A 20,663-nucleotide genomic window follows, 5' to 3' on the forward strand; every position below is an offset into this window, starting at 1 on the left:
TGAACCCCATGCCGGACGCGTCCGCACGCCCGACGGGCGGGGCCCCCGCCCGGCCGCCGGCGTGCTCGCGGTGCGGGCGGGTCGCGCCGCCCGGGTCCGGGCCCTTCTGCCCGTACTGCGGCCGCTACCTCGCCGCGCTGGCGTGGGTGGCCGAGCCGCCGCCGGACGGGAAGCCGCGCCCGCCCGTCCGCCCCCGCTTCCGGTACTCCGGCCCGCCCCGCTACCGCGAGGTGCCGCGCTGGGGCTTCCCGCCGCTCCCGTGGCGCGGCGAGCCCGAGGCCGAGCGCGTGCCAGCGCTCGAGCGGGCCGCCCGGATCGCGCACCCGCTCGACGTCCTGCTGCGGGTCACCGCCGGCGTCGCCGTCGTGGCCGCGCTCGCCGAGATCCTGCGGTACGTCCTGCTGGTGCTCAGCCGCGCCGACGCGCTGCCGGTCGGGCTGGTCGCGTTCTCCGACGCCGCGGTCGCGTTCGGCGGCTGGGCGTCGCTGGCCGGGCTGGTCGGCTGCGGGGTGCTGATGGTGCTCTGGACGCTGCGTGCCCGGGAGGCCGCCGCCGAACGGACCGGCACGGTGCCGGCCCGGCCCGCGGCCGCCGTCGTCGCCGGGTGGGTGGTGCCCGGGCTCAACCTGTCGCTGCCGGGCTCGCTGCTGGCCGAGATCGAGCACGCCGGGCTGGACCGCCCGCCCGCCGAGCGCCCGCGGCCGTCGCGGCTGCTGCTGGTGTGGTGGGGGCTGTGGGGCGCCGGGGTGGTGCTCGGCGTCGTGGTGTTCCTGTGGTCCTTCCGCAGCGGCGTGCAGGCCATGGCCGACGGCGTCCTGCTGCACGCGGTGCTCGACCTGCTCGCCGCGGCGACCGCGCTGGTCACGGTGCGGGTCCTGCGCTACCTCACGGCGCTGCTGGAGCCGGCCCGCCCGGTCCGGCGCGAGACGCTCGTCGCCGTGCGGCCGCCGGGACCGGCGGCGGACGAGGCGGCGCCCGGCGCTACGGTGGCGCCCTGATGGCCAAGAAGAACCGCGACAAGTCCAGCGCCGCGACCGGCGAGAACCCGCGCCGCCCCTGCCCCTGCGGCTCGGGCAAGCGGTACAAGGCGTGCCACGGCGCCGGCGACGACGTGATCGTCACCCGGCCCTTCGAGGGGCTCGCCGCCGAGCCGGACCTCGTCGCGATGCGCGAGTTCCTGCCGTCGGCCGTCGCGCCGCTGCCGCTGCGCGAGCCCGGCGAGCGCACCGTCCGGCTGGCCACGGTGCTGCCGGGCGCCTCTGCGGCGCTCGTGCGCCCGGACGGCGAGATCCTGCTGGGCATGCAGGTCCAGACCCGCTCGGGCGACCTGTCCGCCGACCTCGCCAAGGCGCTGCGCTGGGCCGAGGCGGCCGAGCCGGGGTCCGCGCTGCCCGTCGTCGGGCCCGGGGTGGGCGAGGGGGAGGTCGTCCGGCTGCAGGACCTGCTGGTCGCCGACGCCGAGCTCGACCTCGAGCTGCACCAGGACTTCGGCTGGTGGCTCCCTGCCGACGGCGAGGAGCCCGGCGCCGAGATCGCCGCGACGATCGAGCGCGCCAACTCGGTGATCATGCCGACCGAGGCGCTCGGCGGCGAGGGCGTCCGGGCGGCGTACTGGGTCGACACCGGCACGAAGGCGCACGTGCGCTGGGTGCGCCCGGAGGCCGAGGACGCGCTGATGCCGGCGCTGGCCCGGCTGCAGGCGGCCGGCGAGCTCGACCTCGGCGAGGGCAGCCGCTACGCCGGCGCCTTCCGCGCCCACGGCCTGCTCGTGCCGGTGTGGGACGTCGACCGGGAGATGCACGCCAAGGAGTGGGCCGCCCCGGCGGTGGCCTTCGCGAAGCGACTGTCCCAGGCGCTGGCCTCCACGGACGAGCTGAGCCCGGCCGAGCGCTCCGCCCGGGACGCGCTCGCGGGCAAGCAGATCACCCTGCGCTGACCGGGTTATGAAACCATGACGCGCTTCGGCCCCGGATCGAGCGCACTGTGGTTCCATGGCGCGATTCTCGGGCCGAATTGTGCGCATTATGGTTCCACAACGCGCATTCTCAGACGCGGCCGCCCGCGACGGGCGGGGCGGACGGGTCCGCCGCCTCGCCCTTCGTGAGCTCGCGGGCCACGAAGTCCTCGATGTGGAAGAGGTTGTCGCCGGCCCGGCGCGCCACGGTGAGCAGCGTCGACATCGAGGCGACCTCCTCGACCTGCTCCTTGAGGAACCACTGCATGAACTGCTCGCCGAGGTAGTCGCCCTCGTCGCGGGCGGTGCGGGCCAGCGTGGTGATCTGCTCGGTGACCCGCTTCTCCTGCTCGAGCGCCAGCGAGACGACGTCCTCGACCGTGGCGAAGTCGTTCCGGACCTCGTCGATCCCCGGGATCTGTACGCGCTCGTGGGTGTCCAGGATGTACTGCACCATGCTCATCGCGTGGTTGCGCTCCTCGAGCGCCTGGGCGTAGAAGTGCGCGGCCAGCTGGGGGAGGTCCTCCCCGTCGAGCCACACCGCGACGGCCGTGTACTGCTGCGAGGCCGTGAACTCGCTGCGGATCTGGTCCTTGAGCAGGGCGAGGAACTTCGAGTCGGACACTCGGGAAGGGTAACCTCAGCGACCCTACGGACGAAGGCTCGCGGGCAGCACGGCGTACCCCACGAAGGCCACGACGTCGATCAGCGCGTGCGCCCCCACCAGCGGCCACAGCCGCCCGGTCCGCTGCCACACCCGCCCGAACACCAGCCCCATCACCAGGTTCCCGACGAACCCGCCCACGCCCTGGTACAGGTGGTACGCCCCGCGCAGCACCGCGGCCGCGAGCACCGAGCGATCGGCCGACCAGCCGAGCTGGCGCAACCGGGTCAGCAGGTACCCGATCATCACGATCTCCTCGGCCCAGGCGTTCGCCGCGGCCGCGAGGATCAGGACGGGGGTGCGCCACCAGACGTCGTCGAGCGTGCTGGGGGCCACGTCGAGGCTCACGCCGAGGGCCCGGGCCAGCAGGTAGAGCCCGAGACCGGGGATACCGATCAGCGCGGCCAGCCCCACCGCCCCGAGCGCGTCCTTCCCGGGGCGCGTCCGGTCGAGCCCGATCCGCGCGAGCGGGATCCCGGCCCGCAGCAGGAGGTACGCCGCCAGGGCGCCCCAGCCGACGAGCTGCAACACCCGGACCAGCTGCAGTGCGAGGTCGACGAGGTCGGCCTGGGCCGCGGGGGCGTTGAGCGCGACCTGCTGCTCCGACAGGGGAGTGGGGGCGAGGAGCGCGTCGATCAGGGACAGGGCGCTGCGCAGCGCGGAGAGCCCGAGCGTCACCGTGAGCACCACGGCGATCTCCAGCCCGATCAGCCGGCGCCCCCGGGGGTCGGTGACCTCCGCGATCCCGGACGGCGGGGCCGCGAGCCACCGCCCGACCCGACGTGCCGCCACGACCCGAAACTACCGCCCACCGCTGCAGCAGGTACCGGACCCCGTGTCCAACCTCCTCACCGGCGGTCACCGGGCGCGGCGAGGGCGGCCGAGGCCCGCGGCGGACCGCGTATCGTGGGCGGCGTGTGGCGCGTGGTCCTGTCCCCCCGCTGGATCCTCTGGCACGTGCTGGCGATCCTCGCGGTGGCCGGGTGCGTGCTCGCCGCGGTCTGGCAGTGGGGCCGCGCCGGATCGGCGCTGGGCTCCGCGCTGAACGTCGGCTACGGCATCCAGTGGCCCATCTTCGCCGTGTTCTTCGCCTACATGTGGTGGCGCTTCCTGCGACTGGACCTGCTGGAGCACCGGGAGACCGCGGCGGCCGAGGGACCCGCGCTCCCGGAGCCCGAGGCCGTCACCGCGCCGCCCGAGACCGTCCGCGCGCAGACCAGCGCGGAGACCAGCGCGGAGACCAGCGCGGAGACCAGCGCGGAGACCGCCGCGGAGACAACGGCCGAGACCGGCACCCGGGCCCGGACGAGTGCGGACGACGCCCCGCCGCCCTGGGACGCCAGCCCCTTCACCCGCAGCCCCGTCGCCGCCCCGGCCCCCGTCACGGACGCGGAGGCGCCTGGCCTGGCCGAGTACAACCGGATGCTCGCCGGCCTGGCCGCCCGCGACGCCGCTCACAGCGCCGCCCGGGACCGGGAGACCCCGGACGAGCGGTGAGCCGCCGCGGTTAGAGTCGAGTCGTGACCAGCCCCAGGACGTCCACCACCCAGCGCCCCGTCGGGTGGCGGCTGCCGCTGTACCGCGTGTTCGCCTACATCACCGGCGTGGGGCTGCTGCTGCTCGTGTTCTACGCCATGCCGATGAAGTACTTCGCCGGCGACCCGCGGCCCACGGCGATCATCGGCATGCTGCACGGCTTCCTCTACATGGCCTACATCGTGGCCACGCTGGTGCTGGCCGAGCGCGCGCGGTTCACCCCGGTGTTCGCGCTGCTGGTGCTGCTCGCGGGCACGATCCCGATCTGCTCGTTCATCGCCGAGCGCAAGGTCACCCACCGCGTGCAGGAGCGGGAGCGCGCCCTGCAGCAGGAGGCGTAGCTCAGGCCTCGTCGACGGCCTCGTCGACCCGGTCGTGCGCGCGGCCGCCGACCTGTCGGAACGGGCACCCGACCAGCAGCCCGAGCTGCACGCGCAGCTCCTCGGCCGTCGTGGCCTCCTGCGGCCACGCGAGCCGCACGTCGTGGTCGCCCTCCGGCGTCTCCACCCGCAGCCGCAGCCCGCACCGGTCCACCCCGAGCGGACGCACGCGCGCCCCCATGGTGCAGCGCAGCGGCGCCGGCAGGTGCCGCGCGAGCGCGTCGAAGACCTCGGGGTGCGCCTCCTCGAGGTGCGACAGCCAGTGGTCCTCCATCCGGCAGAACGGGTCCGGACGCGCGGCGGCCAGGTCGACGGGCGCGAGCGCGGCCGTGCCCTCGGCGTCGGCCAGCACGGCCGAGCTCGGGGTGAGCTTCACCAGCGTGGCGCCGTGGCCCAGGTCGAGCAGCCGCGGGTGCGGCGCGACGTCGGCGACCTGCATCGCGGCCCGGCGGGCCGAGGTCGCGTCGGGGATCCGGAGCCAGCCGCTGATCCACAGGAGCGCCCGGACCGGCTCGCGCAGCTCGACCGGCGCGCGGTCGGTCAGCTCGAGCATCACCGGGATCTCGCCCCGGTCCGACGTGCGGATCGCCTCGAGGACCGGCGACTCGTCGGGCAGCAGCACGACGGCCGAGCCGTCGGCGTGGACGTGGTGCACCAGCGGCACGACGGGCTCCGGTCCGCCCGTCCCGACCAGTGCCGCCTCCCCGCCGCGCGCCGCGACGCTCCGGGCGCGTTCGGCGTCCGCAGGTGCCGGCGGACGCCGGAGCCGGGTCTGTCCCACGTAGCTCACCTCCGAGTTAGGTGAGGCTAAGTTAGCTGCCGGACGACGAGCCTGTCCAGGGCCGGAGCGCCACCCCTTGTCCGGCCCGTGTGAACGGCGGGTTAGCGTGCGTACCCGTGACGACCGTGCCCTCGGGATCCTCCGCCGACCCGTGGCCGATCCGTCCCCTGCTCGCCGGCCTGGTCGACGACGCGAGCCTCGTCCAGCCGCGGATGGTCGCCCCGAGCATCGACGCCGTGGTGGCCCGCTACCTGTCGGCCCGCGACGGTGCCTACGGGGGCATGATCGGTCACCTGGTCTGCCCCGTCTCGCGCCTGCCCGCCCTGGTCACCGAGCTGGCCCGCTCGGCGCCGTCGCGGCCCGTCGACCTCTCGCTGGTCGTGGACACGGGGCTCGGCGCGGTGCCGAAGGCGCTGTCCACGGTCTTCTCCCGGTCGAGCCTGCTCACGCCGCGCACGGTCGAGACGGCCGCGCCGCCGGACGTCGACGCCGTCTGGCTCGAGCGCGTGTCCGAGTTCGTGCCGGACGAGGTCACGCCCGTGGTCGAGCCGCGGCGCCCGCTCGGCGGCGCCCCCGAGGAGATCGACGCCTGGCTCGACGCCGTGCAGCGGGTCGCCGAGCACGGGTGCACCCCGAAGCTGCGTTGCGGTGGTCCGCGCCAGTCGGACGTGCCGTCGGTCGCCGAGGTCGAGCGGTTCCTGCAGGTCACGGTGGGGGCCGGGCGCGGTTTCACCGCGATCGGGCTGCGCGAGGCCGTCCGGCCGACGCCGGAGAACGAGACCGACCGGGGCCGCCACGGCGTGCTCAACCTGCTGCTCGCCGTCGCCCGTGAGCTGGGTACCGGCGGCGCGGGCACCGTGGGCGACGCCCTCCGCGAGACGGACGGGCAGGCGCTCGTCGGCGAGGCCGAGGCGCTGTCCGGGCGCACGGTCGACACGGTGCGCGGGCTGTTCACCTGCTGCGGGATCGACCCCGACCCGATGTCGATCAGCGAGTTCGCCACGCTCGGCCTGCTGTAGGCAGGGCAGTGAGCCGCCGGACCCCGGGCGCGGGGTCCGGCGACCCCGGGGCGTCCGCGCACCGAAGACCCCCCGCCACCTCGGATCGCGACTCCCTGTCCTGACCTACGAGCCCGAGGGCGCGCCGGTTCGACCGGATCTCGAAGTTCGGCCCTCCGGCCCTCTCCGTTGGTCGGGACGGGGCAGCGCAGCGGCCACCGGCGGCCCGACTAGGCTGGTCGATCATGCCCCGTCCCCGATCCCGCATCGGTTTCCTCGGCCCGCACGCCACCTTCACCGAGCAGGCGCTGCGCACGCTGCCGGAGTCCGAGGACGCGGAGCTGGTGCCGCTGCCGGGCAACCCGGCCGTCCTCCGCGCCGTGCGCGAGGGCACCGTCGACGCCGGCTGTGTGCCGATCGAGAACAGCGTGGAGGGCGCCGTCCCGCCCGTGCTCGACGGGCTGGTGGAGGAGCCGCCGCTGGTGATCGTCCGCGAGGCGGTCATCCCGGTGCGGTTCGTCCTGCTCGGCCGCGCCGGCACGACCCTCGCCGGGGTCCGGTCCGTCGCCTCGCACGGCCACGGCATCGCGCAGACCCGCGGCTGGATCGCCACGCACCTGCCGGAGGCGGACGTGCGGGTGGCCACCTCCACGTCGGAGGGCGCCGCGCAGGTCGCACGCGGCGAGGTCGACGCCGCCGTGTCGTCGCCGCTGGCCGCGGAGCAGCACGGGCTCGAGGTCCTGGCCGACGACATCGCCGACAACGCCGGCGCGGTCACCCGCTTCGTGCTCGTCACCCGGCCCGGCACGCCGCCACCCGCCACCGGGCACGACCGCACGACCCTGGCGCTGACCACGGAGAACCGGCCCGGCTCGCTGCTGGGGCTGCTCACCGAGCTGGCCGTGCGCGGGATCGACCTGACCCGCATCGAGTCCCGCCCGATCAAGGACCGGCACGCGGACTACTGGTTCCACCTCGACTGCAGCGGGCACGTCGCGGACCCGGCGATGGGGGAGGCGCTGGCCGCGCTGCACCGCCGCTGCGACCGCGTCCGCTTCCTCGGCTCCTACCCGCGGGCGGCCGGTGCGCCCGAGCCCGTGGAGGGGGTCGGGGCGCCCGCGGTCCCGCTGCACGGGGCGGACGCGGCGGCGTACCGGGCGGCACAGGAGTGGCTGCAGGGAGTGCGGAACGGAGAGTGGACATGACCCCCGAGGAGCCCGAGCAGGACGAGCTGCGCCTGGTCCTGCTGCGGCACGGCCAGACGGACGCCAACGTCGCGCGGGCGCTGGACACCGTCCCGCCCGGGGCCCCGCTCAACGAGACGGGCCGGGCGCAGGCGGCGGGCGTCGCCGAGCTGATCGCGGACTGGCCGATCCGTGCGGTGCACGCCTCGCGGGCGATCCGCGCCCGGCAGACCGCCGAGCCGGTCGCGCTGGCCCACGGGCTGGGCGTGACCGTGGTCGACGGGGTGCACGAGATCTTCGTGGGCGAGCTGGAGGGACGCTCCGACAAGCCCGCCCGCCGGGAGTTCGACGAGGTGTACGACGCCTGGTGGGGCGGCGACCTCGCGCGCACCCTGCCGGGCGGGGAGTCGGCCCTGGACCTGCGGGCCCGGTACCTGCCGGCCGTCGACCGGATCGTCGAGCAGACGGAGCGGGCGTACGGGCCGAGCGGGATGGTCGTCCTGGTGAGCCACGGCGCCGCGATCCGGCTCGCCGCCGCCGCGCTGCTCGGCGACACCGCCGAGACCCGGTACGTGCCCAACGCCGGCCGGGTGGTGCTGCGCCGCGACCGGTCCGCCGAGACCGGGTGGGCCCTGGAGCTGTGGGACTCCGGTCCCGCGCTGGTCGGCGACGTCACGGCGGGCGCCGCACCCGAGGCCCACTGACCGGCGCCCTGACGACCACCCCCCGGAGGCCGTCAGGGCGCGGCGAGCCGGGCGAGCCCGTCTCCCGCGAGCCGGGGCAGCGCGGCGGCGCTGCGCCCCGTGAGCAGCAGGAGCAGGGCCGCGGCGGGCCCGCGGACCTCCGCGCCGTCGGCGTCGCCCGCGGTCCAGTCGACGTCCGTGGCCACGAGCCGCGTGCCGCGGAAGCGCCGCCGCGCCCAGAAGGGCCAGCCCATCCGCCACACCCGGTCCAGTCCCTCCCGCGCCGCGGCGAGCGGCATCGGCACCGTGCGCCCGAGGGGCAGGGCGATGTCCTGGACGTGCACCAGGACGTCGAACACCAGGTTGTCCAGGGTGGTGATCGCCGGTCGGGCGCGGCTGTCGGCGAGCTCCCGCAGCTCGGCCACGAGCTCGGTGGTGGGGCGCTGCGCGTGTGCCAGTGAGAGGTCCCTGTTCACGGCCTGGAGGTCGCCGCCGGCGCGCACGCCCGCGGCGAGGATGCGCAGCATGCCCGGCGACTGCGGGGTGAGCGCGACGTGCGCGGCGACGTCGCGGACCCGCCACTCCGAGCAGAGCGACGGGCGCTCCCACTCCTCCTTGTGCAGTCCGGCCAGCAGGTCGGCGAGCTCCCGCCGGCGTCCGGCGATCACCGCCCACTTCTCGTCGCGGTCCATCGGCCACCCCGATTCAGTCAGAGAAACTGACCAATTTCGTCAGAGTCTCTTACCATCTCGTAGGATCGTCAAGCGTGACGGAGTCGTTGAACACCGGGCTGCTGCTCTTCCTGCCCTACCGGGCTCTCGAGTTCCGCGTGTTCGAGGGTCTGGCCGCGGCCGGGTTCGATGATTTCACCCCCGCCCAGGCCCGTGTCTTCCAGCGGATCGCCCCCGGCGGCAGCCGCACGACCGAGCTGGCCGAGCAGGCCGGGATCACCAAGCAGAGCGCGAGCTTCCTCGTCGACCAGCTGGAACGTGCGGGGTACGTGGAGCGCGTGCCCGATCCGGCGGACGGCAGGGCCCGCCTCGTTCGGGTCGCGGAGCGGGGGGCGCGCAGCGTGGAGGTGTCCCGCGGGATCGTCGCGGAGGTGGAGGCGGAGTGGACCGCGCACCTCGGCGCGCGGCGGATGGCGCAGCTCCGCACCATCCTCGCCGACCTGCGGGAGATCACCGATCCCTGGCGGTGACCGGACTCCGGGCGAGGAGGGCCGCCGGGACCAGGGCGACCGCCCCCAGGCCCGCGAGCAGCCAGAACACCGCGGCGAAGGCCGGCCCCGTGCCGTGCGGCAGCAGCGCCGCCAGGGTGGTGGCCACCAGCGCGCCGCCCACCGCCCCGCCGACCCGCTGCAGGGCGTTGAGCTGGGTCGTCGCGTCCGGCAGCTGCTCCGGCCGCACCGCCGCGTAGGCCGCGACCGTGGGCGGGATGGCCGCGAAGCCGATCGCGATCCCGCGCAGGACCAGCAGCACCTGGACGAGCACCGGCCCCGGCTCGGCGAGTGCGAAGGGGAGCGCGGTGAGCACCAGGCCTGCACAGCCCGCCGCTGCGACGACGCCGCCGTTGGCGCGGTCGGTGAGCCGGCCGGCCAGGGGCGTCGACACCGCCGTCGCGAACCCGTGGGAGAGCAGCGCGAGGCCGGTGCCGATCGTGTCGGTGCCGCGGCCGAGCTGCAGGAGCAGCGGGAAGACCAGCACGGTGCCGAAGAGCGACGCGCCGGTGAGCGTGCTGCAGAGGGTCGCGGTGGCGTACCGGCGGTCGGCGAACAGGCGCAGGTCGGTGAGCGGGTGCGTGCGCCGCAGCGACCGCGCCACGAACAGGGCGAGCGCGATCCCGCCGCCGAGCACCGTCCCGCCCACCACGACGGGTGCGCCCTGCTCGCCCCACGCCGTGAGGCCGTAGACCAGCGCGGACAGGCCGATCCCCGCCAGGAGCAGGCCCACGACGTCGAGCGTCCCGGTGCGCGTCGGCACCCCGCGCGGCAGCACGCGCAGGCCCGCGGCGATCCCGACCACGCCGATCGGCAGGTTGACCAGGAACAGCCACGGCCACGACGCCACCTCGAGCAGCACGCCGCCCACGACCGGGCCGAGCGCCGGGCCGAGGCTGACCACCGACCCGAGCACCGCCATCACCCGGCCGAGCCGGTCCGGCCCGACGGCCTGGCCCAGCAGCGCCTGCCCGGTCGGCACGAGGAACCCCGCCGCCACGCCCTGCAGCACTCGCGCGGCCACCAGCAGCCCGAGGCTCGGCGCAGTGGCGCAGAGCAGCGAGGCCGCCGTGAACCCGGCGAGCGCGAGCACCCACAGCCGCCCGGCGCCGATCCGCCGGCCCAGCCACCCGCACGCGGGCAGCGCCACGGCCAGCGCGAGCAGGTAGGAGTGCGCGATCCACTGCGCGGCGCCCAGGCCGGCGCCGAGGTCGCGGGCGATCGACTCCAGCCCGACGGCGACCACCGTCGCGTCGAGCATCGAGAGCAGGGCTCCCAGCACCACGACCGCGGCGGTCCTCCGGGTCGCGGGGTCCCAGACCGTCACGCCGGGACCCGCAGGCCCCGCAGCGCTCCGGCCCAGGCGGTGACCTCGTCGAGCATCCGGCGGAGCGTCGGTTCCTGGTGCTCGGCCGGGGCGATCCGGCCGACGTCGGTCGGGCCCGTGAGCACGAAGTCGGTCATGAGGTTGAGGCAGACCTGCGTCCGGACGTCGGCGATCCCGACCTCCGCCAGCACCGGCCGCAGCGCCTCGACGGCCCGGACCCCGCCCTGCACGCCGTACCCGACCAGCCCGGCGGCCTTGTCGTTCCACTCGGCGAACAGGTAGTCGATCGCGTTCTTCACCGCGGCCGGGAAGGAGTGGTTGTACTCCGGGACCACGAGGACGAAGGCGTCGCAGGCCGCGACCGCCGCGGCCCAGCGCAGGGTGTGCGGGCCCGTGTAGTCGCCGTGGATCGCCGGGCTCGGCTCGTCGAGCATCGGCAGGTCGAAGGCGGCCAGGTCGAGGAGCTCGACGGTCGCGCCGTGGGCCTCCGCGACCCGCTGCACCCAGCCCGCCACGACCCCGCCCCGCCGCTGCGGGCGCGTGCTACCCACGATGATCCCGATCCTGATGTCGCTGTTCACGGACGGTAAAGTACAACGTGCATAGCAAAGTGACAACGCTCGTTGTATCCGGTAGGAAGGCGGCGTGACGACGGTCGGGGCCGGGGCGCGGCGGGGACTCGCGGACAAGCGGCGGGCGATCCTGCGCGGCGCGCTCGCCGTGTTCGCGCGCGAGGGCTACACCCGCGCGAGCATCGACCTCATCGCCCGGGAGGCCGGGGTCTCCACGCGGACGATCTACAACCACTTCCGCGACAAGGCCGCGCTGTTCGAGACGGTCATCCAGGAGAGCGCGCAGCGGGTCGCCGAGGAGCAGATCGCCGAGATGGACCGCCACCTCGCGCAGGTCGGCGAGGGTCCGGAGGCGCTCGAGCAGGCGCTGCTCGCCTTCGGCCGGGCCCACGCGCAGCCCACGGCGGGGGAGCACTTCGCGCTCGTCCGGCAGATCCAGGCCGAGGTGCTGCACATCCCCGCCGAGGCGCTCGAGGCCTGGCAGGAGACCGGCCCGCGCCGGGTACAGCGCGCGCTGGCCGGGCACCTCGCGCGGTTCACGGCGGAGGGCAGGCTCCGCGAGGCGGACCCGCACCGCACGGCCCGCCACCTCGTGCTGCTCGCAGCGGGCGAGGTGACCAGCCGGTCCTTCCACGGCGCGGTCCCGCTGCCGGAGGCGGAGATCGACACGATCGTCGCGACCGGCGTCGACGCGTTCCTGCGCGCCTACGCGCCTGACCGGATCTGCGCAGCTCAGCCGGGGTCGTGAGGGCCGACTGCCCCTCTGGGGTCACTCGGCACTCATGGGGTCAGCCCCAGCCGAGCTCGTGCAGCGTGTGCTCGTCGATCCCGAAGTGGTGGGCGATCTCGTGCACCACCGTCACGGCGACCTCGTGCACGACCTCGTCCTCGGTCGCGCAGATGTCCAGCACCGCGTCCCGGAAGATCGTGATCCGGTCGGGCAGGACGCCGCCGTAGTCGCTGGTCCGGTCGGTGAGCGCGACGCCCTCGTACAGCCCCAGCAGCTCCGGCTCGTCGGGATGCCGGTCCTCGACCAGCACCACGACGTTGTCCATCGCCGCGGTCAGCCGCCGGGGGATCGTGTCCAGGGCGTCGGACACCAGCTCGTCGAACCGGGCCCGGCTCATCTCCACCACGACGTCAGGGTGCCGCAGGGACCTCCACCGGCAGCGGCGCGGGCGCCGCCGCCGACTCGGACTCCGACGGCGCGGGCGCCTCGGAGCTAGGCGGTGCCGCCGGGTCGGAGCTCGGCGGCGGGACGTTCGGGTCCGTGGTCGGCGTGGCGGACTGCGTCGGCGGGGCGGGGACGCCCGGCTTCGGCGTGGTGGTCGCGGGCGGCGCCGGCTGGTCGCCGACGCTCACGGCGCCCTTCACCGGGCCGGTGACCGGCGCGAACCCGCTGCGGTCCGGCAGCAGCGCCGCCAGGTTGCAGTTGACCTTGCGGGTGCCCGCGTTCCAGGAGTCCTCGGTGATGTTGTCCCAGTACACGGTGAGCTTCTTGTCCGTGATGACCTGCGGGCCGCCGGCGTACTCGCCCGCGATCCGGCTGCACTCGGGCTGCAGGAAGCCGTCCTGGTCGCCGACCGCGGGGAAGCCCTCCGGGAACTTCTGGGACAGGTCGACGACGCCGACCGTCTCCACCGCGTGCGGCCCCGCGCAGTCCGTGGGGTCGCCGACCCGCGGCCCGTCGATCGCCAGGCAGGTCCCGGGCTCGTACACCCCGGACTGGTCCTGGTCGGCGGCCTTGCCGGTCAGCGGGTAGAGCGCGCCGGAGCGCGAGGCGCTCTGCACGCCGCAGCGCAGCTCGCGGTCGCCCTCGTCCCACTTCTTCTGCGACGGCTTGAGCGCGCCCACCCGGAACTTGCCGTTGGGGTCGAACTTGCCCCCGAGGTACTGCAGGACGACCGGGGTGCACCGCTCGTTGACGAGCTGGCGCATCGTCGCGTCGTCCGGCAGGGCCTGCTGGTCGGCGAGCTGGACGGTGCCCGACTGCTCGAACAGGTGCGGCTGCGCGCAGTCGACGACCGCGGTGTCCGCGGCGTCGGCGCGGGCCCAGTTCAGGCAGGTGCCGGGCGTGGTCGGCGGCGGCGGGATGTCCTCGACGTCCGCCGAGGTGCCGTTGGGCGAGGGCAGCGCGGCCAGCGAGCCGAGCACCGGCACGGTGGCGCCGGCGACGGTGTCGAGGGTGGCCACGCCGAGCATCACCCCGGCGCCCACGAGTACGGCCGCGACGATCCGCCGCGCCTGGCGGCGGCCCGGCAGGCGCGCACCCCGGCGGGGTGGCGCGGGCGGGCTCGTCCGCGGGGAGCGGGCCGGGCGGTCGGCGACGGCGAGGGGGGAGCGGCCGCCGGACGGGTTGGGGAGCTCGTCCATGTCGGCGACCATCTTGCCGTCCCCGTCCGGGCGACCCCGATCCGGTGCCGCCGTCGCTCGGTCATCGGTCGCGCGCGTGCTGCGAGGTGTCGTCGGGGGACGGCGAGGCACCCCGATCCGGTGATCGTGCGCGACGGGAGGCGCCCCGGACCGGGTGAACGGTGTCCCGATCCTGGTCGGGTCGATACCGACCCGAGACCGAGGGCGGTTCCGTGCGTCCGCCCCGAGCGGATACGGTGCGCACGGGGGTGGACGAATGACGGAGCACGACGGCCGGGACCAGCCCGGGCCGCCGGACGAGACCGGGGAGACCCGGCCCGTCGAGAGGGTCCGCGGGCGCATGGCCCGGCAGGACGCCTCCACCACGCCCCGGGAACCCACCCTCGCCGAGAAGCGCGCCCGCGAGCAGGGCGCCCGCCGCCGCGCCGAGGAGGCCCGGCAGGCGGAGGAGGACGCCGGGCGCCGGAAGAAGCGTAAGCGGATCCTGATCGGCTCCGGCGTCGTGGTGGGCGTGGTCGCACTGATCGCCGTCGGGTACGCGGTGTCCTCGGACGACGAGGAGGTCGAGGCCCGCTGCGTCGACGACAACAACGTGGTCGTCGACGACGCGAACTGCGTCACCCCGGCCTCGGCGAGCAACAACACCTACTACGGGGGCGGTGGCTTCTTCCCGATCTTCATCGGGGCCGGCGGCCGCCAGTACCACTACAACTACGGCGGCGCGGGCAACATCGGCCAGGTCGCCACCGGTGGGACGACGACCGTGCCTCAGAACGGGACCGTCCGCACGCCCTCGGGCAAGACGATCTCGCGCGGCGGCCTCGGCGTGAGCAACGGCGGCTCGTCCTCCGGCGGGTCGAAGGGCACGTCGGGCGGGTCCTCCTCGTCGGGCGGGAAGTCCGGCGGAAGCAGCGGGAGCTGAGCGGTGCGCCGTGAACGCGGGGCCGCGCGCCCCGGCTGGCAGCAGATCGTCCGCGACCAGGGGCTGGTGTACGACGCCCCCGGGCGGGACCAGAACGGGCTGGCCCGTCCCTACTGGGACGAGTCGGTGCACTACGTCTTCGAGATGGACGAGATCCTCTCCCTCGAGGCGGACGTCGAGCTGCTGCACTCGATGTGCCTGGAGGCCGTCGACCACATCGTCACCACCGAGCGGTTCCGCGACTTCGCCCTGCCCGAGTGGGCGTGGGAGAAGGTCGCGGCCTCGTGGAAGCGGCACGACCCGCACGTCTACGGTCGCTTCGACCTGCGCTACGACGGCTCCGGCCCGGCGAAGCTGCTGGAGTACAACGCCGACACCCCGACCACGCTGCTCGAGGCGTCGATCCTGCAGTGGTACTGGCTCAAGGACACGCACCCGGACGACGACCAGTGGAACTCGCTGCACGAACGCCTGGTCGAGCGGTGGGGCGAGATCAAGGGCACGCTGCCGGGCTCGGAGGTCCACTTCACCTGGTCCGGCGGCGACTCCACCGGCGAGGACCACGTGACCGTCGGGTACCTGCAGGAGACCGCCGCGGAGGCCGGCCTCGACACGGTGGGCCTGCGCATCGAGGACCTCGGCTGGGACGTCGACCTCGACCGCTTCGTCGACCTCGCCGAGGCGTCGATCGCCACGGTGTTCAAGCTCTACCCCTGGGAGTGGATCCTCACCGAGGAGTTCGGCAAGCACGTCGTGCGCAGCCTGCCCGAGACGCTCTGGCTCGAGCCGCTGTGGAAGACGCTGCTGTCGAACAAGGCGATCCTCGCCGTGCTGTGGGAGATGTACCCCGGGCACCCGAACCTGCTGCCCGCGTACCTGCACGACCCGGGCCTGCTCACGGAGTACGTGCGCAAGCCGTTGCTGGGCCGCGAGGGTGCCAACGTCGACATCGTCTCGCCCGGCTCGCAGGTCTCGACCGGCGGTGTGTACGGCGAGGAGGGCTACGTCTACCAGCTCTTCGACCCGCTGCCCGAGTTCGACGGCTTCCGGCCCGCGCTGGGCGCGTGGATCGTGGGCGACGGCTCGGCCGGCCTCGGCATCCGCGAGACCGCCGGTCTGGTGACGGACGACGGCGCCGCGTTCGTGCCGCACCGCATCCCCGAGGACTAGTACCCCTCGCCCCCGGACCCCCGCTCCCCGTCCCCTTCCTCCCGGAGGACCCCATGACCCTCGCCCTCGATGCGGTGTACTTCGCGAACATCGGCCGCGGCGTCGGCGCGATCCTGCTCTACGCGCTGCTCGGCGCGCTGCTCATGCTCATCGGCTTCTGGGCCATCGACATCACCACGCCCGGCAAGCTGAACCGGCTGGTCCGCGACGGCCGCCCGGGCGCGGTGCTGGTGACCGCCGCCGGGATGATCTCGATGGCGTTCATCGTGGTCGTGGCGATCTGGAGCGCCTCGGGCCTGCTGGCGGAGGGGCTGCTCGCGGCCCTGATCTTCGGCCTGGTCGGCATCATCGCGCAGGTCGCGGCGGTACGGCTGCTGGAGTGGGTCACCGGCATCCGGATCGGCGAGGTGCTGGCGGCCGACGAGCTCAACGCCGAGGCGTGGGTGGTCGCGGCCGCGCACGTGGCGCTCGGCCTCGTGGTGGCCGTCGCGATCATCTGAGCCGGGTCACGCGTCCTCGCGCACCTTCTCGACGACGTCCTTCGCCAGCGCCGCGCGGGTCAGCGCAGCCGCGAGGTGCGCGAGCCGGCCGTCGGGGACGAGCGCGGCGAGGTCGTCGGGATCGGTCGGCAGGCCCAGGCGTTCGGCGCCCTGCCGCGCCTTGCCGTCGAGCGCCGGGCGCAGCTCGGGCCACACCTCCTGGGCCTCGCGGCAGAAGATGTCCGCGCCGGTCGGCCCGAGCCGGGGGAACTCCGTGAGCAGCTCGCGGAGGTGGGCCGGGTCGCCGCGGCCCTCCTCGCGCAGCCGCCGCAGGTCGCCCTTCCACCGGTCGAGCAGCAGCTCGGCGCCCTCGCCGAGGGCGGTCGCGGTGCTCTCGTCGTAGCGCGTGTAGTGGGCGCGGCCGAGGGCGTCGACGCGGTCCTGCCAGCTCGCGTCGCGCATCTTCTCGGGCGTGCCCATGCCGGAGCGGACGAGCTCGTGCGCCGCGTCGACGGCGATGTCCGCCCGGATGCGGGTCGAGAGCAGCACCGCGAGCACCAGCAGCCGGTACAGCGGTGCGGGAGTGTCCTTGAGCGTGATCCCGGCCTGCTCGGCGTAGGTCTCGCCGGCCTCGTCGAGCAGCGCGGTCACGGTGTCCTGGGGCGTGCTCATACCTCCGGGTACCCGGCCCGGCGGTCACGTGCACGGCCGCGCAGGCCCAGGACGGCCAGCGCCACCAGCACCCCGACCACGGTGGCGACGAGCCGGTCGGTGCGCGAGCGGGGTGATGAACAGCAGCGCGATCGCGTAGTTGCGCATCACCAGCAGCTCCGCCCCGGTCTGCAGCACCACGGCCGTGACGACGATCGCCCAGCCCGGCATGTGCAGGGCCAGCAGGACCGCGGCGACGGCCAGCCCGCCGAGCGTGCCGCCGATGCGCATCACGCCGCGGGTCACCCGGGCCCGGGAGCCCGGCACGGACAGCGGGACGACGGCCGCGACCAGCGCCCAGTACAGGTGCTCCACTCCGAGCAGCACCGCGAGCGGCGCGGTGACCGCGCAGGCCAGCAGCACCTCGAGCACGATCTCCCGGCGCACGGCCTCGCGCAGCGGGACCGCGACCAGCGGTGCCCGGCGCCGGACGTGCCCGGGCAGCAGTGCGCCGGCGCTCCCGACGAGCACCGCGAACCCCGCCGAGCCCGCGGCGACCGCCACGACCTGCAGCGACGCGGTGAGACCGAGCGGCTGGGCGCCGGCGAACGCGCCGGCCGCGAACACGAAGAACAGCGGCCCGCCCGGCTTCCAGCCGACGACCTCGCCGCCGATCGTGCCGGCGACGGCCACCCCCACCAGGACGAGCAGCGCGAGCCACGGCGAGGCGGGCAGGTGCGCGGCGAGCAGCCCGACGGCCACGCTCGCGACCAGCCCGAGGCCGGTGACCGCCTGCACCCCCGTGCGCGCCGGGACCGTGAGGTTCCGGCCGTAGATGGCGGCGAAGGCGCCGAAGGTGGCCGCCCCGAGCAGGTCCAGCCGGCCCAGCGCGAGCAGCACCAGCATCGGGACGCCCACCGAGATCCCGCACCGCAGCGCGGGCCGGTGCGCCCCGGCGTGGGCCTCGAAGCGGGCCAGTTCGCGGACCAGCGTCCCCCGCACGCATACTCCTTTCACCGGTGTAGCAATTTACTTCACCGGTGTACGGAAGGGGAAGCCGATGACGGCGAACCGTGACGCGATCGACGAGATCCGGGCGGTCTGGGCGGGCCGGCGCCCGGACCTGGACACCGAGCCCATCGCCGTCGTCGGGCGGATCCTGCGGGCCGCGCGGTTCCTCCAGCAGGCGGCCGACGACTGGCTGGCCGACGCCGGCGTGACCCGCGCCGAGTTCGACGTCCTCAGCCAGCTGCGCCGCAACGACGCCCCGCTGCGTCCCGGCGACCTCACCGCCGGGGTGGTGGGTTCGCCGGCCGCGACCACCAAGCGGCTGCACAAGCTCACCGCCGCCGGCCTGGTCACCCGCACCCCGGACCCCGACGACGCCCGCGCCGCCCGGGTCGCGCTGACCCCGTCGGGCGAACGCCTGGTCGACGAGGTCCTCCCGCGCCAGCTCGCCGCCGAGGCCGAGCTGCTCGAGGCCCTCACCCCGGCCCAGCGCGAGTCGCTGGCCGCGTTGCTCCGGACGGCGCTGCTGGCCTGGGAACCGTGAGCGGCAACTGCCCCTGGAGCGGCACTCGCCACTCACGACCGCGGGTGAGCAGCGGAAACGAGCCTCAGTTGAGGGCGGCCACGTCCGGCACCCGGGCCTCGGGCGGCGGCATCGCCTCCAGCTCGGTCCGGACCTCGCGGGCGTTGGCGGCCAGCTCGCCGTCGGCGACCAGGCGGCGCAGCGCCTCGGCGGTCACCTTCCCGGACAGGCCCGCCCCGCGCCGCGCGATGAGCTCGGCGTTGTGCCGCCGGTCCCCGGCCCCGGGCACCGCGAGCTGCGGGATCCCGGCGGACAGCGCGCCCATCGCGGTGCCCGAACCGCCGTGGTGGACGATGGCCGCGCACAGCGGCATGACGTCGACCAGCGGCACCCAGCCGACCGTCCGGACCCGGTCCACGCCGCGCGCCCGGCGCTCGATCCGCGGCTCCGGCCGGACCAGCACGATCTCGGCGTCGACCTCCGCCGCGGCGGCCAACGCGCCCGGCATGGGGTCGGCACCCGGGCCGGGGGCCGTGCTGCGCGAGACCAGGATGCGCGGCCGGTCCGCCGCGTCCGAGGGCACCCGCAGCCAGGCCGGGATCTCCCCGCCGCCGCGCTGCACCGGCCGCATCGGCAGCCCGGTCCGCTCGCCGACGACGCTGCGCGGCGCCGTCGTCAGCACCACCTCGGCGGCCGGGAGCCCGCGATCCTCCAGCCCGTGCCGCCGCAGCGCGCGCCGCATGATCTTCGACTCCGACGTGACCCGGACCAGCGACGGACCGTCGAACAGTGAGTTCTCCAGCAGGACCGTCGGCAGGTCGTACCGGGCCGCGGCGACGGCGGCGGCGACCGCGAGCGGCTCGTGGACCACGACGTCGGGCCGCCACTGCTCGACGACGGTCACCAGCCCGTCCGTGAGCTCCTCGTTCACGGCGCCGAACAGCCGGGCCACCATCCGGGTGCCCGCGGTGCCGGCCAGCTCGGCGCGGGCGTCGAGGGGATGGGCGGCCATGCTCCGCGCGGCGATCCGGGCGAACGAGAGGTCCCGTGCGATGTCGATCACGGGGAGGTCGCCCGTGTCGGCGCCCATGGCGTCCCCGCCGGTGGCGACGAGCACGTCGTGCCCCGCCTCCCACAGCGCCTCACCGAGGGGCAGCATCGGCAGCAGGTGCCCGGTGAGCGGCGCCGACACCAGCAGCACGCGCATAGGCGCACGCTATCCCGGAGATCGCGTCGGCCGCTGCCCGTACGCTGGGGGCGTGTCCGGGTGGATGGTGTAGTTGATGGAGGCCCCACGCCTGGTGGCGACGGACGTCGACGGCACCCTGCTCGGCGAGGACCACGAGGTCAGCCCCCGCACCGCGGCCGTGGTCGGCAGGCTGGTCGCCCGCGGTGTCCCGTTCGTCCTGGTGACCGGGCGCCCACCGCGCTGGATCCCGCCCGTGGCGACGCAGCTCGGCGTGGTCCGGTACGCGGTCTGCGCCAACGGCGCGGTGCTCTACGACGTCGAGGCCGACCGGATCGTCGGCTCCCGCCCCCTGCACCCGGAGGACCTCACCCGGCTCGAGCTGGCCGTCGCCGAGGCCCTGCCGGGCGCCACCCTCGGGGTGGAGCGGGTGGGCGAGCACGCGTTCGACGACCAGGTGGCCCAGTTCGTCGCCGAACCGGACTACGAGCACGCCTGGCCGGGCGGCGGGCCCCCGACCGAGGAGCGCGGCCGGCTGCTGGCCCACCCCGCGGTGAAGCTGCTGGTCCGGGCCAAGGGGATGTCCAGCGACGCCATGGCCGCCGCACTGGAGCCGCTGGTCGGCGACACCGTCGACATCACGTTCTCGCACCCGGGCGGGCTGATCGAGGTGGCGCCTGCGGGCGTCTCGAAGGCCACCGGGCTGCTCGACCTCATGGAGCGCACGCCGGAGTTCGCGGGCATCCGGGCCGACGAGGTCGTCGCGTTCGGCGACATGCCCAACGACCTGGCGATGCTGCGGTGGGCCGGGCACGGGGTGGCGATGGGCAACGCGCACCCGGAGGTCGTCGCGGCGGCGGACGAGACCACCGCGACCAACGTCGACGACGGCGTCGCGCTGGTCCTCGAGCGGTGGTTCTGACCCGGGGCTGACCAGCGGGGACGACCCGCCCCGGCACGCCGGACCGGGGAGCCGGGGGCTGACGCGTAGCATGGCTGCGCCGTACACCCCGCAGATCGGCGCCCGCGGAGACCCCGCCGCGAGCGCGAGGA

At 75.2% G+C, this 20,663-nt stretch carries 25 protein-coding genes; 14 read left to right on the forward strand and 11 right to left on the reverse strand.

Going from position 1 to position 20,663, the window contains the following annotated elements; genetic code table 11:
* Positions 1-8 precede the first annotated feature (8 nt).
* Positions 9-998, forward strand: coding sequence for a DUF4328 domain-containing protein (locus ACQP04_RS00525; RefSeq protein ID WP_433505132.1), 990 nt, complete (start codon positions 9-11; stop codon positions 996-998).
* The gene (locus ACQP04_RS00530; protein WP_433505133.1) at positions 998-1,936 is read left to right on the forward strand and encodes a DUF5926 family protein; all 939 of its coding nucleotides are present in this window, start codon (positions 998-1,000) and stop codon (positions 1,934-1,936) included. The genes ACQP04_RS00525 and ACQP04_RS00530 overlap by 1 nt, the downstream gene beginning before the upstream one ends.
* 109 nt (positions 1,937-2,045) lie before the next feature.
* On the opposite strand, the gene ACQP04_RS00535 is transcribed toward ACQP04_RS00530, so the two are convergent.
* Complete coding sequence (locus ACQP04_RS00535) at positions 2,046-2,579, reverse strand: ferritin (RefSeq protein WP_037042228.1); 534 nt, start codon at positions 2,577-2,579, stop codon at positions 2,046-2,048.
* Between the two features lie 24 nt (positions 2,580-2,603).
* A complete protein-coding gene (locus ACQP04_RS00540) occupies positions 2,604-3,410 on the reverse strand; it encodes a CPBP family intramembrane glutamic endopeptidase (protein WP_433505134.1) in 807 nt (268 codons plus the stop codon).
* A 123-nt stretch (positions 3,411-3,533) separates the two neighbouring features.
* On the opposite strand from ACQP04_RS00540, the gene ACQP04_RS00545 reads away from it, so the two are divergent.
* Entirely contained in the window at positions 3,534-4,115 is a 582-nt protein-coding gene (locus ACQP04_RS00545) for a hypothetical protein (protein WP_433505135.1), read from the forward strand.
* 23 nt (positions 4,116-4,138) lie between these two features.
* Entirely contained in the window at positions 4,139-4,495 is a 357-nt protein-coding gene (locus ACQP04_RS00550) for a DUF3817 domain-containing protein (protein WP_433505136.1), read from the forward strand.
* 1 nt (position 4,496) lies between these two features.
* On the opposite strand, the gene ACQP04_RS00555 is transcribed toward ACQP04_RS00550, so the two are convergent.
* A complete protein-coding gene (locus ACQP04_RS00555; protein ID WP_433505137.1) occupies positions 4,497-5,315 on the reverse strand; it encodes a DUF2470 domain-containing protein in 819 nt (272 codons plus the stop codon).
* A gap of 116 nt (positions 5,316-5,431) precedes the next feature.
* Here ACQP04_RS00555 and ACQP04_RS00560 point away from each other — a divergent pair, with 116 nt between their 5' ends.
* From ACQP04_RS00560 to ACQP04_RS00570, 3 genes are all read left to right on the forward strand, one after another.
* Positions 5,432-6,334, forward strand: coding sequence for a hypothetical protein (locus ACQP04_RS00560; protein ID WP_433505138.1), 903 nt, complete (start codon positions 5,432-5,434; stop codon positions 6,332-6,334).
* A gap of 224 nt (positions 6,335-6,558) precedes the next feature.
* Complete coding sequence (gene pheA, locus ACQP04_RS00565; RefSeq protein WP_433505139.1) at positions 6,559-7,518, forward strand: prephenate dehydratase; 960 nt, start codon at positions 6,559-6,561, stop codon at positions 7,516-7,518.
* A complete protein-coding gene (locus ACQP04_RS00570) occupies positions 7,515-8,201 on the forward strand; it encodes a histidine phosphatase family protein (protein WP_433505140.1) in 687 nt (228 codons plus the stop codon). The genes pheA and ACQP04_RS00570 overlap by 4 nt, the downstream gene beginning before the upstream one ends.
* Positions 8,202-8,233: 32 nt before the next feature.
* Here ACQP04_RS00570 and ACQP04_RS00575 read toward each other — a convergent pair whose 3' ends face one another.
* Positions 8,234-8,872 (reverse strand): maleylpyruvate isomerase family mycothiol-dependent enzyme, encoded by a 639-nt coding sequence (locus ACQP04_RS00575; protein ID WP_433505141.1) that lies wholly within the window; start codon positions 8,870-8,872, stop codon positions 8,234-8,236.
* A gap of 74 nt (positions 8,873-8,946) precedes the next feature.
* Here ACQP04_RS00575 and ACQP04_RS00580 point away from each other — a divergent pair, with 74 nt between their 5' ends.
* Complete coding sequence (locus tag ACQP04_RS00580) at positions 8,947-9,381, forward strand: MarR family winged helix-turn-helix transcriptional regulator (protein ID WP_433505142.1); 435 nt, start codon at positions 8,947-8,949, stop codon at positions 9,379-9,381.
* On the opposite strand, the gene ACQP04_RS00585 is transcribed toward ACQP04_RS00580, so the two are convergent.
* Positions 9,362-10,726: a DHA2 family efflux MFS transporter permease subunit gene (locus ACQP04_RS00585; protein WP_433505143.1), complete on the reverse strand. Its 1,365-nt coding sequence runs from the start codon at positions 10,724-10,726 to the stop codon at positions 9,362-9,364. The two genes, ACQP04_RS00580 and ACQP04_RS00585, sit on opposite strands and share 20 nt — an antisense overlap.
* Positions 10,723-11,307 (reverse strand): NADPH-dependent FMN reductase, encoded by a 585-nt coding sequence (locus ACQP04_RS00590; RefSeq protein WP_433505144.1) that lies wholly within the window; start codon positions 11,305-11,307, stop codon positions 10,723-10,725. The genes ACQP04_RS00585 and ACQP04_RS00590 overlap by 4 nt, the downstream gene beginning before the upstream one ends.
* A 64-nt stretch (positions 11,308-11,371) precedes the next feature.
* Between ACQP04_RS00590 and ACQP04_RS00595 the strand changes: the two genes are divergently transcribed.
* Complete coding sequence (locus ACQP04_RS00595; protein WP_433505145.1) at positions 11,372-12,046, forward strand: TetR/AcrR family transcriptional regulator; 675 nt, start codon at positions 11,372-11,374, stop codon at positions 12,044-12,046.
* A 40-nt stretch (positions 12,047-12,086) separates the two neighbouring features.
* On the opposite strand, the gene ACQP04_RS00600 is transcribed toward ACQP04_RS00595, so the two are convergent.
* Both ACQP04_RS00600 and ACQP04_RS00605 read right to left on the reverse strand, forming a co-directional pair.
* The gene (locus ACQP04_RS00600; RefSeq protein WP_433508513.1) at positions 12,087-12,425 is read right to left on the reverse strand and encodes a metallopeptidase family protein; all 339 of its coding nucleotides are present in this window, start codon (positions 12,423-12,425) and stop codon (positions 12,087-12,089) included.
* Between the two features lie 13 nt (positions 12,426-12,438).
* Positions 12,439-13,671 carry a septum formation family protein gene (locus ACQP04_RS00605; RefSeq protein ID WP_433505146.1) on the reverse strand — a complete coding sequence of 411 codons (1,233 nt, stop codon included), beginning with the start codon at positions 13,669-13,671 and terminating at the stop codon, positions 12,439-12,441.
* 256 nt (positions 13,672-13,927) lie between these two features.
* On the opposite strand from ACQP04_RS00605, the gene ACQP04_RS00610 reads away from it, so the two are divergent.
* From ACQP04_RS00610 to ACQP04_RS00620, 3 genes are read left to right on the forward strand one after another with little or no spacing between them, the layout of a single operon-like run.
* Positions 13,928-14,593, forward strand: a complete 666-nt coding sequence (locus ACQP04_RS00610; protein WP_433505147.1) for a hypothetical protein — start codon at positions 13,928-13,930, stop codon at positions 14,591-14,593.
* 3 nt (positions 14,594-14,596) lie between these two features.
* Entirely contained in the window at positions 14,597-15,763 is a 1,167-nt protein-coding gene (locus ACQP04_RS00615) for a glutathionylspermidine synthase family protein (protein WP_433505148.1), read from the forward strand.
* Between the two features lie 53 nt (positions 15,764-15,816).
* Positions 15,817-16,263, forward strand: a complete 447-nt coding sequence (locus tag ACQP04_RS00620) for a DUF350 domain-containing protein (RefSeq protein WP_037042243.1) — start codon at positions 15,817-15,819, stop codon at positions 16,261-16,263.
* Positions 16,264-16,269: 6 nt separating this feature from the next.
* Here the strand turns inward: ACQP04_RS00620 and ACQP04_RS00625 are convergent, their stop codons facing one another.
* Positions 16,270-16,914, reverse strand: a complete 645-nt coding sequence (locus tag ACQP04_RS00625; RefSeq protein WP_433505149.1) for an endonuclease — start codon at positions 16,912-16,914, stop codon at positions 16,270-16,272.
* 24 nt (positions 16,915-16,938) lie between these two features.
* Positions 16,939-17,895 (reverse strand): FUSC family protein, encoded by a 957-nt coding sequence (locus tag ACQP04_RS00630; protein ID WP_433505150.1) that lies wholly within the window; start codon positions 17,893-17,895, stop codon positions 16,939-16,941.
* Positions 17,896-17,953: 58 nt separating this feature from the next.
* On the opposite strand from ACQP04_RS00630, the gene ACQP04_RS00635 reads away from it, so the two are divergent.
* Positions 17,954-18,445 (forward strand): MarR family winged helix-turn-helix transcriptional regulator, encoded by a 492-nt coding sequence (locus ACQP04_RS00635; RefSeq protein WP_358204433.1) that lies wholly within the window; start codon positions 17,954-17,956, stop codon positions 18,443-18,445.
* Positions 18,446-18,509: 64 nt separating this feature from the next.
* Here the strand turns inward: ACQP04_RS00635 and ACQP04_RS00640 are convergent, their stop codons facing one another.
* Complete coding sequence (locus tag ACQP04_RS00640; RefSeq protein ID WP_433505151.1) at positions 18,510-19,631, reverse strand: nucleotide disphospho-sugar-binding domain-containing protein; 1,122 nt, start codon at positions 19,629-19,631, stop codon at positions 18,510-18,512.
* A gap of 76 nt (positions 19,632-19,707) precedes the next feature.
* On the opposite strand from ACQP04_RS00640, the gene ACQP04_RS00645 reads away from it, so the two are divergent.
* Entirely contained in the window at positions 19,708-20,532 is an 825-nt protein-coding gene (locus ACQP04_RS00645; protein ID WP_433505152.1) for an HAD family hydrolase, read from the forward strand.
* Positions 20,533-20,663: the final 131 nt, after the last annotated feature.

The sequence above is a fragment of the Pseudonocardia halophobica genome (assembly GCF_050948485.1).
Taxonomy (GTDB): domain Bacteria; phylum Actinomycetota; class Actinomycetes; order Mycobacteriales; family Pseudonocardiaceae; genus Pseudonocardia; species Pseudonocardia halophobica.

Excerpts from the sequence above, each read along its gene's own strand:
- ACQP04_RS00530 (WP_433505133.1), top strand. The coding sequence starts at position 998 with ATGGCCAAGAAGAACCGCGACAAGTCCAGCGCCGCGACCGGCGAGAAC.
- ACQP04_RS00570 (WP_433505140.1), top strand. The coding sequence starts at position 7,515 with ATGACCCCCGAGGAGCCCGAGCAGGACGAGCTGCGCCTGGTCCTGCTG.
- pheA (WP_433505139.1), top strand. The coding sequence starts at position 6,559 with ATGCCCCGTCCCCGATCCCGCATCGGTTTCCTCGGCCCGCACGCCACC.
- ACQP04_RS00645 (WP_433505152.1), top strand. The coding sequence starts at position 19,708 with ATGGAGGCCCCACGCCTGGTGGCGACGGACGTCGACGGCACCCTGCTC.
- ACQP04_RS00605 (WP_433505146.1), bottom strand. The coding sequence starts at position 13,671 with ATGGACGAGCTCCCCAACCCGTCCGGCGGCCGCTCCCCCCTCGCCGTC.
- ACQP04_RS00625 (WP_433505149.1), bottom strand. The coding sequence starts at position 16,914 with ATGAGCACGCCCCAGGACACCGTGACCGCGCTGCTCGACGAGGCCGGC.
- ACQP04_RS00525 (WP_433505132.1), top strand. The coding sequence starts at position 9 with ATGCCGGACGCGTCCGCACGCCCGACGGGCGGGGCCCCCGCCCGGCCG.
- ACQP04_RS00600 (WP_433508513.1), bottom strand. The coding sequence starts at position 12,425 with ATGAGCCGGGCCCGGTTCGACGAGCTGGTGTCCGACGCCCTGGACACG.
- ACQP04_RS00635 (WP_358204433.1), top strand. The coding sequence starts at position 17,954 with ATGACGGCGAACCGTGACGCGATCGACGAGATCCGGGCGGTCTGGGCG.
- ACQP04_RS00640 (WP_433505151.1), bottom strand. The coding sequence starts at position 19,631 with ATGCGCGTGCTGCTGGTGTCGGCGCCGCTCACCGGGCACCTGCTGCCG.
- ACQP04_RS00575 (WP_433505141.1), bottom strand. The coding sequence starts at position 8,872 with ATGGACCGCGACGAGAAGTGGGCGGTGATCGCCGGACGCCGGCGGGAG.
- ACQP04_RS00620 (WP_037042243.1), top strand. The coding sequence starts at position 15,817 with ATGACCCTCGCCCTCGATGCGGTGTACTTCGCGAACATCGGCCGCGGC.
- ACQP04_RS00610 (WP_433505147.1), top strand. The coding sequence starts at position 13,928 with ATGACGGAGCACGACGGCCGGGACCAGCCCGGGCCGCCGGACGAGACC.